The organism is Janibacter sp. CX7 (genome assembly GCF_024362365.1).
GTDB lineage: Bacteria > Actinomycetota > Actinomycetes > Actinomycetales > Dermatophilaceae > Janibacter.
In genome coordinates this window covers 1,314,744-1,329,189 of the sequence record NZ_CP101464.1, presented here as the reverse complement: position 1 = coordinate 1,329,189, position 14,446 = coordinate 1,314,744, and the positions used below count along the sequence as shown (strand labels likewise).

Here is a 14,446-nt window from a genome sequence, read left to right as displayed (position 1 = left end):
TCGCCATACGGGATAGCCTGCGCGTGGTACATCCACCGTTTCCCCGCGCGAAAGGTCCCACTCACGTGGCCCAGCTGATCCTCGGTTCCCGTTCCCTCGCCGCCTGGTCCGGCCGCACCCTCGTCCTGGGTGTCACCGGCTCCGAGCCGACCGCCACCGCGAGCGCGGATCTGCCGAAGTCCGCCGTCGAGCACCTGGCCACGGTTCTGCCTGCCCTCGAGGCCAGCACCAAGGTCGGCGCCACGACGAGCCTGCCGGCCGTCCCGGGCCTCAAGGCCGCCAAGGTCGTGCTCGTGGGCCTCGGTGAGGAGCCGGGCGAAGGGGGGACCGACTCCCTTCGTCGTGCCGCGGGCGCCGCCGTCCGCGCCGCGGGCACCGGATCCGTCGCCATCGCCCTCCCCCACGAGGACGACGCCGACCTGGCCGCCATCGGCGAGGGTGCCCTCGCCGGCGCCTACACCTTCACCGCGCACAAGTCCGCGCCCGCGGAGCAGGACGAGCAGGAGATCACCGTCTTCTCCTCCCTCGACCGCAAGGCCGCGCCCAAGGAGGTCCTCGAGACCGCCGCGACGATCGCGCGCAACGTCGCGTGGGCCCGCGACCTCGTCAACACCGCGCCCAACCTGCTCTACCCGCAGTCCTTCACCGAGCAGGTGCAGCAGGTGGCCAAGGCCTCCTCCGGCAAGCTCAAGGTCGAGGTCCTCGACGACAAGGCCCTGCTCGAGGGCGGCTTCGGCGGCATCGTCGGCGTCGGCCAGGGCAGCAGCCGCCCGCCGCGCATCGTCACCCTCAGCTACAGCCCCCGCGGCAAGAAGTCGCACGTCGCGCTCGTCGGCAAGGGCATCACCTTCGACACCGGCGGCGTGTGCATCAAGCCCTCCGCCAGCATGGCGACGATGAAGTCCGACATGGCCGGTGCCGCCGCCGTCGCGGCCACGGTCGTCGCCGCGGCCGAGCTCGAGCTCGACGTCGCTGTGACCGGCTACCTCTGCCTCGCGGAGAACATGCCGGGCGGCAATGCCCAGCGCCCCGGCGACGTCGTCACGATGCGCAACGGCATGACCGTCGAGATCCTCGACACCGACGCCGAGGGCCGCATGGTCCTCGCCGACGGCATGGCCCTGGCCGCCGAGTCGGGTCCCGACCAGATCCTCGACGTCGCCACCCTCACCGGCGCCTGCGTCGTCGCCCTCGGCCCGCACATCTTCGGTGTCATGGGCAACGACGAAGAGCTGCGCACGGCGATCACCGAGGCCGCCGACCGCGCCGACGAGCCGAGCTGGCCGCTCCCCCTGCCCACAGCCCTGCGCGCCGGCCTCGACTCCGCCACCGCCGACATCGCCCACAAGGGCGACCGCATGGGCGGCGCCCTGACTGCGGGCCTGTTCCTGCAGGAGTTCGCCAAGGACGCCGACGGCGAGCAGATCCCCTGGGCCCACCTCGACATCGCCGGCCCCTCCTTCAACGAGGGCGGCGCCACCGGCCACCTGCCCAAGGGCGGCACCGGCGTCGCCGTCGGCACCCTCCTGGAGCACATCGCCAACCTCGACTGACACCCACGCAGATCCATTCGAAGAAGAAGCGCCCGGTCGACCGGGCGCTTCTTCTTCGATTGGGCACCTGACGCCGAGAACCCCTTACGCTGGGGCCGGTCCGTGACCCCGGACACATCCCGTGCAAAGGAGCATCTCGTGGCAGACCCCGCGACCTCGACCCCCTTCGACCTCGTCGTCCTCGGAGCCGGCAGCGGCGGATATGCCTGCGCGCTGCGGGCAGCGCAGCTGGGCATGAAGGTCGCGCTCGTCGAGGAGGACAAGATCGGCGGGACCTGCCTGCACCGCGGGTGCATCCCGACCAAGGCGCTCCTCCACGCGGCCGAGCTCGCCGACGGCGCGCGGGCCGGTGCCGCCCACGGGGTGCTCACGAGCTTCGAGGGCATCGACACCACGGCCCTGCACGCCCGCAAGGACAAGGTCATCGGGCAGCTCCACAAGGGCCTGACCGGCCTCATCGGCCAGGCGGGCATCGAGGTCGTCAGCGGCCGCGGTCGCCTTGTCGACGCCGGCACCGTCGAGGTCGAGGGCGAAGGGGGCACCACCCGCGTCAGCGCGAAGACCGTTGTGCTGGCGACGGGTTCGTACGCGCGCACCATCCCCGGCGTCGAGCTCGGGCCGCGCGTCATGACGAGCGACCAGGCGATGAACCTCGAGACGATCCCGCAGCGGGTCGCGGTCCTCGGCGGCGGCGTCATCGGCGTCGAGTTCGCCTCGATGCTGCGCAGCTTCGGCGCCGAGGTGACGGTCGTCGAGGCGCTCGACCGGATCGTCGCGGCCGAGGAGCCGTCGATCTCCAAGCACCTGACGCGCGAGTTCAAGAAGCGCGGCATCACCTCACGCACCGCCACCCGGGTCGCCTCCGTCGAGGCCGACGAGCAGCGCGCCGTCGTGCACCTCGAGGGCGGCGACCAGCTCGAGGTCGACCTCGTGCTCGTCGCCGTCGGGCGCGGTCCGCGCAGCGAGGGTCTCGGCTTCGAGGAGGCGGGTGTCGCCGTCGACCGCGGGTTCGTCCCGACCGACGAGCGGCTGCGCACGAATGTCGAGGGCGTGCGCGCGGTCGGTGACCTCGTGCCCGGCCTCCAGCTGGCCCACCGCGGCTTCGCCCACGGGATCTTCGTCGCCGAGGACCTCGCCGGGCTCGACCCGCGACCGGTCGACGACGTGACGATCCCCAAGGTCACCTACTGCGACCCCGAGATCGCCTCCGTCGGGCTGTCGACGGATGCGGCGAAGGGGGCCGGTCACGACGTCGAGGTCGTCACCTATCCCTTGGGCGGCAACGGCCGCAGCATCATCCGGGGCACGACGGGCTCGGTGACGCTCGTCCGCGAGAAGGACGGCCCCGTCCTCGGGGTCCACATGGTCGGACTCGGCGTCAGCGAGCTGATCAGCGAGGCGCAGCTCGTCGTCGGCTGGGAGGCCCACCCCGAGGACGTCGCCCCGCTCGTGCACGCCCACCCGTCGCAGGGTGAGGCCCTGGGCGAGGCGGCCATGCTCGCCGCCGGCCGGCCCCTGCACGCGCACGCCTGAGCCGGACGAGGGCGGCACCTGCAGATCTCCACGGGACACGACGTGGGCCCCGTGGACAAGACCCCGCAGACTCGTGAGAGTCTGTGACGTATCCCATCTCGATAGAAGGAGCAGAGGCGCATGTCTGAGCGGGTTGCCATGCCGGCACTGGGTGAGTCCGTGACCGAGGGCACCGTGACGCGATGGCTCAAGAACGTGGGCGACACGGTCGAGGTCGACGAGCCGCTGCTCGAGGTCTCGACCGACAAGGTCGACACCGAGATCCCGTCGCCTGTCGCGGGCACGATCCAGGAGATCCTCGTCGAGGAGGACGAGACCGTCGAGGTCGGAGCCGACCTCGCCGTCATCGGGGACGGCGACGCCCCTGCGGCCTCCGACTCCGGCGACGACTCCGCGCAGGAGGAGGCTCCCGCCGAGGAGCCTGCCGCCGAGGAGCCGGCTGCCGAGGAGGCCCCGGCAGCGGAGTCTGAGGAGGCTCCCGCCGCCGAGACCCCGGCCGAGGCCCCCGCGGCCGAGAGCTCGTCGAGCGACTCCGGCGACGGTACGACCGTGGCCATGCCGGCCCTGGGCGAGTCCGTCACCGAGGGCACCGTCTCCCGCTGGCTGAAGGCCGAGGGCGACACCGTCGAGGTCGACGAGCCGCTGCTCGAGGTCTCGACCGACAAGGTCGACACCGAGATCCCCTCCCCCGTCGCGGGCACGCTGACCAAGATCCTCGTCCAGGAGGACGAGACGGTCGAGGTCGGCGCCGATCTGGCGATCGTCGGTGGCTCCGGTGGCGGCGCCGCCGCGCCCGCCGAGGAGCCCAAGGCCGAGGAGCCGAAGCAGGAGGCCCCCAAGGAGGAGCCGAAGGCCGAGGAGCCCAAGCAGGAGGCCCCCAAGGAGGAGCCGAAGGCCGAGGAGCCCAAGCAGGAGGCTCCGAAGGAGGAGCCCAAGGCGGAGGCACCCAAGGAGGAGCCGAAGCAGGAGGCCCCCAAGGCCGAGGCCCCGAAGGCGGAGGCCCCCAAGGCGGAGGCTCCGGCTGCGTCCGGTGGCGACGCCGCCGCCTACGTCACGCCTCTCGTGCGCAAGCTCGCCGCCGACAACGGCATCGACCTCTCGCAGGTCCAGGGCACCGGCATCGGTGGTCGGATCCGCAAGCAGGACGTGCTCGACGCCGCCAAGGCGAAGAACCAGCCGCAGGAGGCTGCCGCCCCGGCCGCCGCCGCTCCGGCTGCTGCTCCCGCTGCGGCTGCCCCCGCGGGCGTCCCGGCCGGTCTGGAGTCCAATGTCCCGCAGTCCAAGCGCGGCACCCGCGAGAAGATGACCCGCCTGCGCAAGGTCATCGCCCAGCGGATGGTCGAGTCGCTGCAGGTCTCCGCCCAGCTGACGACGGTCGTCGAGGTCGACATGACCAAGGTGGCCCGCGTCCGCGACGCCGCCAAGGCCGACTTCGCCAACCGCGAGGGCACGAAGCTGTCCTTCCTGCCCTTCATCGCCCTGGCCACCGCCGAGGCGCTCAAGGCGCACCCGGGCATCAACGCCAGCGTCGAGGGCGAGGAGATCGTCTACCACGGTCAGGAGAACCTCTCGATCGCGGTCGACACCGAGCGCGGCCTGCTCACGCCGGTCGTCAAGAACGCCGGTGACCTCAACGTCGCCGGTCTCGCCCGGGCGATCGCCGACGTCGCCGACCGCACTCGCAACAACAAGATCACGCCGGACGACCTGTCGGGCGGGACCTTCACCATCACCAACACCGGCAGCCGGGGTGCGCTCTTCGACACCCCGATCCTCAACCAGCCGCAGGTCGCGATGCTCGGCACCGGCGCCATCGTGCGCCGTCCCGTCGTCATCACGACCGACGACGGCGGCGAGACGCTGGCGATCCGGTCGATGATGTACCTCGCGCTCAGCTACGACCACCGCGTGGTCGACGGCGCCGACGCGGCCCGCTTCCTCGGGACCGTCAAGGCCCGTCTGGAGGAAGGCCGCTTCGAGGCCTGACATGAGCACACGAAGACAGCGCGTCGCCATCACGGGAGCATCCGGACTGATCGGCGGCGCGCTGTCGTCGTCCCTGCGTGCGGACGGTCACGAGGTGGTCCACCTCGTGCGACGTGAGGCGAAGGGGGACCACGAGCGCCCCTGGGACCCGGACCGTCGGGTCCTGGACCCGGCAGTGCTCGCCGACGTCGACACCGTCGTGCACCTCGCAGGCGCCGGGGTCGGCGACCGGCGCTGGACCCCGACCTACAAGATGCTCATCCGCACCTCGCGGGTGCACGGCACGGACCTCGTCGCGAGGACGGTGGCGGCCGGGGCCGGCCCGACACGACTCGTCACGGCATCCGCCGTCGGCTTCTACGGCGACCGCGGCGACGAGGTGCTCACGGAGGCGTCCGCTCCCGGGCGCACCTACCTCGCCGGCGTGGTCCGCGACTGGGAGGCCGCCGCGGCTCCCGCCGTCGCTGCGGGTGTCCCCGTGGCCCACGCGCGCACCGGCATCGTCCTTGCCGCCCACGGTGGCGCCCTGGCCCCGATGCTGCTCGTCGGCCGTCTCGGCATCGGCGGCCCGCTCGGCTCGGGACGGCAGTGGCTGCCATGGGTCTCCCTCGAGGACGTCGTGGGCGTCTACACCCGGCTCGTCGAGGACCCGACCCTCGAAGGGCCGGTCAACCTCACCGCGCCCCACCCGGTGCGGCAGCGCGAGCTCGCTCGAGGCATCGGGCGGCGGCTGCACCGCCCCGCGGTGGTACCGACGCCCGCGGTCGCGATGCGGCTGGCGATCGGCGAGTTCGCCGGCGAGGCGCTCGCCTCGACCCGGGTGCTCCCCCAGCGGCTCGACGCAGCCGGCTTCGAGCACCGGCACCCCCATCTCGACGACGCCCTCGACGACCTGCTCAGCCCGCGTCCGACGCGGTGACGTCGCGCACCCGCCACCTCCCGTCCCACACGAGCACGAGATCGGCGCGCTGCGCACGTCGGGCCGGGCGCTGCTGGCGCGAGCCGTCGCGGGCGACGACCGTGTAGGCACCCTCGTCGACGACGGTGCGCAGCACGGCGGTGCTGCCGCTCGTGCGCTCCAGGCTCGCCGAGCGGACCGTCATCGACAGCCCCTCGTAGCGCAGCCCACCCCCACGCAGCTCCTCGAGCAGCTCGCGATCTCGCGTCGCCGAAGGTGAGCCCTGCTCGTCGAGCCGGCCGAGCACGACCGGATCCAGGTCGGTGACGACCTGCTGCCGCATCGTCGTCAGGGCCTGCGCGAGACGCACCGGCGCCGACCGGGGTGCGGAGCGATCGGTGAGCACGCGGGTGTCGGCGGCGTCCGCCGAGCCGGTCCCGGCCGGATCGTCCGTCGCGACCACCGACGCGGGGCGCGGGGCGCTCCCTTCGTCATCGGCGGAGGCCAGCTGCCGCCATGGCACGACGACCGCGAGGGCCAGCCCCAGCGCGACGGTGACGGCCACCGCGAGGCGACGGCTGCTCGGACCCTGCTCGGCCGCCCGCGCGATGTCCCGGGTGGATGACACGTCGGCGTCGCGTGACAGATCGATGTCCTCGTCACGGGGACGGCGGGGTGCCGCGTGGCGTCCGGCCCGCGCTCGCGGTCCTTCGCTCGCGGTCCGCTCCTCCTCGCGTCGGCGCTGCCACCACCGCCGGGTCGGCGAGGGCGCCTCGTCGGCGACGAGCTCACGCTGCCAGTCGGGCACCTGCACCCCGTCCCGGGCCGCCGCCTCACGGATGCGCCGCGTCAGGCCCGAGGCGACATCACCGGTGGCGGTCATGCGCAGGGGCTGCGCCGCTGCCGCGTCGAAGACGTCGACCGCCACCTCGTCGGCCTCCGGACGGCTCGCCGGGTCACCCGCGAGGCAGGACTCGACGACGTCGACGAGGGCGGGGTGGTCGGCCAGGCCCGCACCCAGGTCGAGCCGGTCCGCCACGTGGCCGGGGGGCTCCCCGACGAGGCACAGCCAGGCGAGCGCGCCGAGGGCGTGGACGTCGCTGGCCCGGCTGGGCTCCTCGCCGTCGAGGACCTCCGGCGCGACGTAGCCGTCGGTGCCGTGCACGTCGCCCGGCGCCTCCCCGGTCAGTCGGGAGAATCCGAGGTCCGCGAGCACCGGCCGTCCGGTGCTGTCGAGCAGGACGTTGCCCGGGCTGAGGTCGCCGTGGACGACCCCGAGGCCGTGCAGCCCGGCCAGGGCACGGGCGATCGGCGCGATGACGGTGACGGTCTCCCCCGGGGTGAGGTGGCCCCGCTCGGCGACGACGCGGCCGAGGCTGCCGCCGGCGAGCAGCTCGAGCACGAGGGCCGTGGCCGGCCCCTCGTCGGTGTCGACCTCGCGGACCTCGTGCAGGGTGACCACGTGCTCGGCGGCCGCGTGCTGGAGCATCGAGTACTCGCGCAGCGCCTCGTCGTCGGCTCCTCCGCGCAGCAGCTTGATCGCCACCAGTTCGTCGTCGGCCTCGCGCCGCGCCCGCCAGACCGTCGACGTCGAGCCGGTCCCGAGCAGGCGGGTCAGGCGATAGCCGGGGACCTCGGGTGGGATCTCGTCCATGCCCTCCACCCTGACGGATCGCGCCGATCCGGCCGCCGAGATTTCCACAGCCCTCCCCGAACCCTGCAAAACCCTAGGGTCTTGCAGGGTTTCGAGCGGAACTCTGCAAGACCCTAGGGTCTTGCAGGGTTCGTGCCGGGTGCGGATGGGCGACGTGGCGGAGGGCGAAGGGAGGGCCGCGGGCGCGGCGTAGGCTGGCGGCCATGCGTTTCGAGGAGCTCGGCTTCGCCCCAGACACCGTCGACTACCTGACCGCGTGGGAGTACCAGAAGCGGGTCCACGCCGCCGTCGTCGCCGGCGATCTCGAGGACACGACCCTGCTGCTCGAGCACACCGCCGTCTACACCGCGGGCAAGCGCACCGAGCCCCACGAGCGACCGATGGACGGCACCCCCGTCATCGACGTCGACCGTGGCGGCAAGATCACCTGGCACGGCCCCGGGCAGCTCGTCGGCTACCCGATCGCCCACCTGCCCGGACGGCGCGACGTCATCGCCCACGTGCGTCGTCTCGAGGAGATGATGATCCGGGTCGCCGCCGACGTGGGCGTCACCGCGACCCGCGTGCCCGGCCGCTCCGGCATCTGGGTGCCCGGCACCGACGGCACCCGCGACCGCAAGCTCGGCCAGATCGGCATCCGCGTCTCGCGCGACGTCGCCATGCACGGCTTCAGCCTCAACGTGAACTGCGACCTGTCGTGGACGCAGACGATCGTCCCGTGCGGCATCCCCGATGCCGACGTCTCGACCCTGGCCCTCGAGACCGGTCGCGACATCACCGTGGCCGACATCCTCCCTTCGGCCCGGGCCCACCTGCTCGAGGTGATGACCGAGGACCTGCCGCTCACCACAGGGGCTGCTCAGGCGCAGGGCGCCTGACCGACGCGTCAGCCGGTCGGGATCATGTGCTCCCAGGGCTTGGCCAGGTCGAAGCGCCGCCCGCTCACCTCGCGGGGCGTGATCTCGACGAAGACGTCCTTGTCCGTCGGGACCCACGAGCGCAGCCGCGACGCCTCGGCCCGCGCCTGCTCGTCCGTCGTCTCGAGCACCCGTGCGTTGCCGCGCACGATGACCGACCAGGCGTGCGCGGAGTCGTAGCCGTCGATCTCGAAGGCGACGTCGGCGCTCATGACGATCCCGAGGAGCTTGTTGCCCTGCGAGGTGCGGAAGAGCAGGACCTCACCGTCCGTGGCGTAGTTGATCGGCACGATGTGCACCTCCCCCGCGAGGTGGAAGGCCAGGCGTCCGAACTCGTTGGCATGCAGCGCCTCCCAGCTCTCCTCGGCGCGCATCACGTGGACAGGTGATTCCGTCATGACGACCTCCTGCGTCGGGCGCGGGCCTCGCCCGCGGCTACTACACAGTGTAGTGGCGAAGGGGGGTCCGTGTCGCCCCCCTTCGGCCCTCCACGGTGGAGGCGTAGTCTGGAGTGACTCCGGACACCACCGGGGTCACCGAGATTGCCAGGAGAGCTGCGTGACCGTCGCACCCGAAGGACGTCGTCTGCTGCGCGTCGAGGCGCGCAATGCCGAGACCCCCATCGAGCGCAAGCCGGAGTGGATCCGGACCACCGCCAAGATGGGCCCCGAGTACAACGCCATCCGGGGCCGCGTGAGTGGGCAGGGCCTGCACACCGTGTGCCAGGAGGCCGGCTGCCCCAACATCTTCGAGTGCTGGGAGGACCGCGAGGCGACCTTCCTCATCGGCGGTGACGTGTGCACCCGACGGTGCGACTTCTGCGACATCGCGACCGGCCGCCCGACCTCGCTCGACATGGACGAGCCGCGCCGCGTCGCCGAGTCCGTCCGCGAGATGGGCCTGCGCTACTCCACCGTCACCGGTGTCGCCCGCGACGACCAGCCCGACGGTGCGGCCGCGCTCTACGCCGAGACGATCCGCGCGATCCACGAGCTCAACCCCCACACCGGCGTCGAGATCCTCCCGCCCGACTTCGGCGCGAAGCCCGAGCTCGTCGGTCAGGTCTTCGATGCCCGCCCCGAGGTCTTCGCCCACAACCTCGAGACCGTGCCGCGCATCTTCAAGCAGATCCGCCCGGCCTTCACCTACGACAAGTCGCTCAAGGTGCTGTCGATGGCCCGCGAGGCCGAGCTCGTGACGAAGTCCAACCTCATCCTCGGGATGGGCGAGGAGGACCACGAGATCGAGACCGCACTGCGCGACCTGCACGACGCGGGCTGCGACATCATCACGATCACCCAGTACCTGCGCCCGTCGAAGCTGCACCACCCGATCGACCGGTGGGTCAAGCCCGAGGAGTTCGTCCACTGGAGCGAGCTCGCCGAGGAGATCGGCTTCAAGGGGGTCATGGCCGGGCCGCTCGTGCGCTCGAGCTACCGCGCCGGCCGCCTCTACTCGACGGCCATGGCCAAGTGGGGCCGCCCGATCCCCGAGCGCCTGTCGCACCTCGCCGCTGCGGCCGACGAGCCGGCCCGCCAGGAGGCCTCCTCGCTCGTCGCGAAGTCGCGTGCGCAGGCGATCCTCGACCAGCCCGCCACCGGCACCGACGGCTGACCGGGCACCCAGACCGAGCAACTAGACTCTCTCCTCATGGCCAGCAAGAACGACAAGCCCGAGAAGCCGAAGCGCGAGAACCCCTTCAAGCGGATCGCCTCGGTCTACAAGACAATCAAGGCGATCGACCCGCAGGTGACCCTGTGGATGATCCTTGCCTTCGTCGTCGTGCTCGCCATCGGGGCGGTCATCGGCCTGATCTTCGGCCACGTCATCGCCTCGCTGCTCGTCGCGCTGCCCTTCGCCGCACTCGCGGCGATGATCGTGCTCTCGCGCCGCGGTGAGCGGGCCGCCTTCGCCCAGATGGAGGGCCAGCGCGGCGCCGCCATCGGTGGCATGTCGACCCTGCGTCGTGGGTGGTACTTCGACCAGGAGCCGGTCGCTGCCGACGCGACCAAGCCGAGCGAGATCAACACCGCGGCCGTCGTCTTCCGCGCTCTCGGTCGCCCGGGCATCGTCCTGCTCGGCGAGGGCCCGAAGCACCGCGTCGACAAGCTCTTCGCCAAGGAGACCAAGAAGGTCAACCGGGTCGCCCCCGGTGTGCCGGTGCACACCTACATCGTCGGCTCGGGCGAGGGCGAGCTGCACCCGCGCAAGATCCGCATGACCCTCACCCGCCTGCGCCCCGAGCTGAGCAAGGAGGAGATGGCCGTCGTCAACAAGCGGCTGAAGTCCCTCCCCGGCATCCGCCAGGGCGTCCCCGCCGGCGTCGACCCGACCCGTGCGCGGATGAACCGCAGCGCCCTGCGCGGCCGCTGACCCCACGGGTCCGCCCGCGTCGAGCGGCCCGGACCCACCCACGGCCCCCACCCGCCGACCTCCGGGAGACCCACTCGTGCCTGCTGCCGCCACCACCCACGCCGAGGACCTGGCCGACTTCGTCGCCGCGTCGCCGTCGAGCTACCACGCGGCGGCCGAGGTGGCTCGCCGCCTGCAGGAGGCGGGCTTCGCCCCCCTTCGTGAGACGGATGCGTGGCCGCAGGGACCGGGCCGCTACCTCGTCCTGCGCGAGGGCGCGGTCATCGCCTGGGTCGTGCCCGAGGGGGCGACCACGACGACGCCGGTGCGCATCTTCGGTGCGCACAGCGACTCCCCCGGCTTCAAGCTCAAGCCGCAGCCGACCACGGGCCGCCTCGGCTGGCTGCAGGCCGGCGTCGAGGTCTACGGCGGACCGCTGCTCAACTCCTGGCTCGACCGCGAGCTGCGCCTGGCCGGTCGGCTCGTGCTCGACGACGGCACCGAGGTGCTCGCCGACTCCGGGCCGCTGCTGCGGCTGCCGCAGCTGGCGATCCACCTCGACCGCGAGGCCAACGAGCGCTTCGCCCTCGACAAGCAGGTGCAGACCCAGCCCGTGTGGGGCGTGGGCGCGGCTGCCTCTGCCGACCTCATCGGCGAGCTCGCCGCGACCGCCGGCGTCGACGCGACGCGGGTGCGCGGCTACGACCTCATGACGGCCGACTCCGCACGCGGCGCCGTCTTCGGCAAGGACGACGTCTTCTTCGCCGCCGGCCGCCTCGACGACCTCGCCAGCGTGCACGCCGGCACCGTCGCGATGACCCAGCTCGAGGACGTCGCGGGCGATCACATCCCGCTCCTGGCCGTCTTCGACCACGAGGAGGTCGGCTCGGCGACCCGCACCGGCGCCGGTGGCCCCTTCCTCGAGGAGGTGCTCGAGCGCATCGGCATCGCCCTCGGTGCCGACCGTGGTGAGCGGCTGCGTGCCCTCGCGTCGTCGTGGTGCGTCTCCAGCGACGTGGGGCACTCGGTGCACCCCAACTACCCCGAGAAGCACGACCCCGCCGTGCGGCCGGTCCTCGGCTCCGGCCCGATCCTGAAGATCAACGCCAACCAGCGCTACGCCAGCGACGGCGTCGGCGCCGCGGCCTGGCGCGGGTGGTGCGAGCAGACCGGTGTGACGAGCCAGGACTTCGTGTCCAACAACACCGTGCCGTGCGGGTCGACGATCGGGCCGATCACCGCGACCCGCCTCGGCATCCGCACCGTCGACGTCGGCATCCCGATCCTGTCGATGCACTCGGCCCGTGAGCTGGCCGGCACCAGCGACCTGCTCGACCTGTCGCGGGTGGCGTTGACCTTCTTCCGCGGCTGAAGGGGCCGACCCACAGCGCCCAACTCCGCAAAACCCTAGGGTTTTGCGGAGTTCACGGGCGGGAGACGCTGGTCAGACCCGGACGACGTGGGTGCGGGCGGCGAGGTCGTGCAGGCCGCGGCCGTCCCCCTTCGCCGTGACGAGCGCGGGGATGAAGAGGCAGAGCAGGGCGGCCCGCACCGCGGAGCGAAGGGGGGTGACCCACTCCCCCACGAGCGGCACCACCCGCAGCCCGAGGAGCCGGTGACCGAAGGTCGCGCCACCGAGGGTGACGCCGACGAGGTTGAGCAGGAACAGCAGCCCGAGCGGGACGAAGGAGAAGGCCTCCGGGCTCAGCTCGACGAAACGGCCGATGAGGCCGTTGGTGATGAGCAGGCAGGCGACCCAGTCGATGACGACCGCCACCAGGCGCCGACCGAAACCGGCGCTGCTCCCCCCTTCGTCAGGGGTCGGGACGGGACGGCCGGTGCTGCTGCTCACCGGGGCAGCCTATGCAACGCCCGTGGACGCTCCTGCCGGGCCGCTGTCCCGAGCGCTAGGGTTGGTCTCAGCACGTGGGACGCACGTCTCATGTAACACCGGTGAAACATTCGGGTCATGGTCGAGAAACCGGCCGTGCCTACAGTCATCACCAACAGTTGAAGCGGCGGGTCAGAGCGGCCTGCCGCCCCACCCCAGGAGGATGGTTTGTTCAGCTCCCCTGACGAGGTCCTTGAGTTCATCAAGGCCGAGGACGTCAAGTTCGTCGACATCCGCTTCTGCGACCTGCCGGGCATCATGCAGCACTTCAACGTGCCGGCCGAGTCGATCGACGAGGACTTCTTCACCGAGGGCCAGATGTTCGACGGATCCTCGATCCGCGGCTTCCAGGCCATCCACGAGTCCGACATGAAGCTCGTCCCGGACATCAAGACCGCCTACCTGGACCCCTTCCGCGAGGAGAAGACGCTCATCGTCAACTTCTCGATCGTCGACCCCTTCACCGGTGAGCAGTACAGCCGCGACCCGCGCAACGTCGCGGCGAAGGCCGAGGCCTACCTCAAGTCGACCGGCATCGCCGACACCGCCTACTTCGGCGCCGAGGCCGAGTTCTACGTCTTCGACGACGTGCGCTTCGACACCCAGCCGCAGGGCTCCTACTACTTCGTCGACTCGATCGAGGCCAAGTGGAACTCCGGTCGCAAGGAGGAGGGCGGCAACCAGGGCTACAAGACGGCCATGAAGGGCGGCTACTTCCCCGTGCCGCCGGTGGACCACTTCGCCGACCTGCGCGACAAGATCTGCCTGAACATGAAGACCGTCGGCCTCGAGGTCGAGCGCGCCCACCACGAGGTCGGCTCCGCGGGTCAGCAGGAGATCAACTACAAGTTCAACACCCTGCTCCAGTCCGGCGACGACATCATGAAGTTCAAGTACGTCGTCAAGAACACGGCCTGGCAGGAGGGCCGCACGGCCACCTTCATGCCGAAGCCGATCTTCGGCGACAACGGCTCGGGCATGCACACCCACCAGTCCCTGTGGAAGGACGGCGAGCCGCTCTTCTACGACGAGCAGGGCTACGGCGGCCTGTCCGACATCGCCCGCTGGTACATCGGTGGTCTGCTCAAGCACGCCCCCGCGCTGCTCGCCTTCACCAACCCGACGGCCAACAGCTACCACCGCCTGGTCCCGGGCTTCGAGGCCCCGATCAACCTCGTCTACTCGGCCCGCAACCGCTCGGCCTGCATCCGCATCCCGATCGCGGGCAACTCCCCCAAGGCCAAGCGCGTCGAGTTCCGCATCCCGGACCCGTCGAGCAACCCCTACCTGTGCTTCGCCGCGCAGCTCATGGCCGGCCTCGACGGCATCAAGAACCGCATCGAGCCCCCGGAGCCGGTGGACAAGGACCTCTACGAGCTGCCGCCGGAGGAACACGAGGCCATCGAGCAGGTCCCGACCTCGCTCCCCGAGGTGCTCAAGGCCCTCGAGGCCGACCACGAGTTCCTCCTCGAGGGGGACGTCTTCACCCAGGACCTCATCGACACCTGGATCCAGTGGAAGTACGAGAACGAGGTGCTCCCGCTCCAGGTCCGCCCCCACCCGCACGAGTTCGAGATGTACTTCGACATCTGAGCCGTCTCTGACGAAGGGCGGGACCCGGTCACGGGTCCCGCCCTTCGTCATGGGTCGCGCTGCGCGACA

Annotated in this window: 12 protein-coding genes; 9 read left to right on the top strand and 3 right to left on the bottom strand. The window is 71.5% G+C overall.

The window, feature by feature from the left end:
* Nucleotides 1–65: 65 nt before the first annotated feature.
* The 4 genes from NMQ01_RS06480 to NMQ01_RS06465 all read left to right on the top strand — a co-directional run bounded on the left by NMQ01_RS06480 (nt 66) and on the right by NMQ01_RS06465 (nt 5,991).
* A complete protein-coding gene (locus tag NMQ01_RS06480) occupies nt 66–1,553 on the top strand; it encodes a leucyl aminopeptidase (RefSeq protein ID WP_255186043.1) in 1,488 nt (495 codons plus the stop codon).
* Between the two features lie 138 nt (nt 1,554–1,691).
* On the top strand, nt 1,692–3,086 hold the full coding sequence (gene lpdA / locus NMQ01_RS06475; RefSeq protein ID WP_255186042.1) for a dihydrolipoyl dehydrogenase: 1,395 nt from the start codon (nt 1,692–1,694) through the stop codon (nt 3,084–3,086).
* Between the two features lie 120 nt (nt 3,087–3,206).
* Complete coding sequence (gene sucB / locus NMQ01_RS06470) at nt 3,207–5,072, top strand: 2-oxoglutarate dehydrogenase, E2 component, dihydrolipoamide succinyltransferase (protein WP_255186041.1); 1,866 nt, start codon at nt 3,207–3,209, stop codon at nt 5,070–5,072.
* Nucleotide 5,073: 1 nt separating this feature from the next.
* Nucleotides 5,074–5,991: a TIGR01777 family oxidoreductase gene (locus tag NMQ01_RS06465; RefSeq protein ID WP_255186040.1), complete on the top strand. Its 918-nt coding sequence runs from the start codon at nt 5,074–5,076 to the stop codon at nt 5,989–5,991.
* Here the strand turns inward: NMQ01_RS06465 and NMQ01_RS06460 are convergent.
* Nucleotides 5,969–7,624 (bottom strand): serine/threonine-protein kinase, encoded by a 1,656-nt coding sequence (locus NMQ01_RS06460; RefSeq protein WP_255186039.1) that lies wholly within the window; start codon nt 7,622–7,624, stop codon nt 5,969–5,971. The genes NMQ01_RS06465 and NMQ01_RS06460 overlap by 23 nt on opposite strands.
* A 203-nt stretch (nt 7,625–7,827) precedes the next feature.
* Between NMQ01_RS06460 and lipB the strand changes: the two genes are divergently transcribed.
* A complete protein-coding gene (lipB, locus tag NMQ01_RS06455) occupies nt 7,828–8,502 on the top strand; it encodes a lipoyl(octanoyl) transferase LipB (RefSeq protein WP_255186038.1) in 675 nt (224 codons plus the stop codon).
* Between the two features lie 8 nt (nt 8,503–8,510).
* On the opposite strand, the gene NMQ01_RS06450 is transcribed toward lipB, so the two are convergent.
* Entirely contained in the window at nt 8,511–8,939 is a 429-nt protein-coding gene (locus NMQ01_RS06450) for a pyridoxamine 5'-phosphate oxidase family protein (protein ID WP_255186037.1), read from the bottom strand.
* Nucleotides 8,940–9,099: 160 nt separating this feature from the next.
* Between NMQ01_RS06450 and lipA the strand changes: the two genes are divergently transcribed.
* From lipA to NMQ01_RS06435, 3 genes are all read left to right on the top strand, one after another.
* The gene (lipA, locus tag NMQ01_RS06445) at nt 9,100–10,155 is read left to right on the top strand and encodes a lipoyl synthase (RefSeq protein WP_255186036.1); all 1,056 of its coding nucleotides are present in this window, start codon (nt 9,100–9,102) and stop codon (nt 10,153–10,155) included.
* Nucleotides 10,156–10,191: 36 nt separating this feature from the next.
* Complete coding sequence (locus NMQ01_RS06440; RefSeq protein ID WP_255186035.1) at nt 10,192–10,914, top strand: DUF4191 domain-containing protein; 723 nt, start codon at nt 10,192–10,194, stop codon at nt 10,912–10,914.
* Between the two features lie 76 nt (nt 10,915–10,990).
* Complete coding sequence (locus NMQ01_RS06435) at nt 10,991–12,265, top strand: M18 family aminopeptidase (RefSeq protein WP_255186034.1); 1,275 nt, start codon at nt 10,991–10,993, stop codon at nt 12,263–12,265.
* A 72-nt stretch (nt 12,266–12,337) separates the two neighbouring features.
* Here NMQ01_RS06435 and NMQ01_RS06430 read toward each other — a convergent pair whose 3' ends face one another.
* Nucleotides 12,338–12,745, bottom strand: coding sequence for an RDD family protein (locus tag NMQ01_RS06430; protein WP_255186033.1), 408 nt, complete (start codon nt 12,743–12,745; stop codon nt 12,338–12,340).
* A 207-nt stretch (nt 12,746–12,952) separates the two neighbouring features.
* Here NMQ01_RS06430 and glnA point away from each other — a divergent pair, with 207 nt between their 5' ends.
* A complete protein-coding gene (gene glnA, locus NMQ01_RS06425) occupies nt 12,953–14,377 on the top strand; it encodes a type I glutamate--ammonia ligase (RefSeq protein ID WP_072624367.1) in 1,425 nt (474 codons plus the stop codon).
* Nucleotides 14,378–14,446: the final 69 nt, after the last annotated feature.

What these genes read in the sequence shown, in the direction of transcription:
- sucB (WP_255186041.1), top strand. Translation starts at nt 3,207, where the DNA reads ATGTCTGAGCGGGTTGCCATGCCGGCACTGGGTGAGTCCGTGACCGAG.
- NMQ01_RS06465 (WP_255186040.1), top strand. Translation starts at nt 5,074, where the DNA reads ATGAGCACACGAAGACAGCGCGTCGCCATCACGGGAGCATCCGGACTG.
- NMQ01_RS06460 (WP_255186039.1), bottom strand. Translation starts at nt 7,624, where the DNA reads ATGGACGAGATCCCACCCGAGGTCCCCGGCTATCGCCTGACCCGCCTG.
- lipB (WP_255186038.1), top strand. Translation starts at nt 7,828, where the DNA reads ATGCGTTTCGAGGAGCTCGGCTTCGCCCCAGACACCGTCGACTACCTG.
- NMQ01_RS06450 (WP_255186037.1), bottom strand. Translation starts at nt 8,939, where the DNA reads ATGACGGAATCACCTGTCCACGTGATGCGCGCCGAGGAGAGCTGGGAG.
- NMQ01_RS06440 (WP_255186035.1), top strand. Translation starts at nt 10,192, where the DNA reads ATGGCCAGCAAGAACGACAAGCCCGAGAAGCCGAAGCGCGAGAACCCC.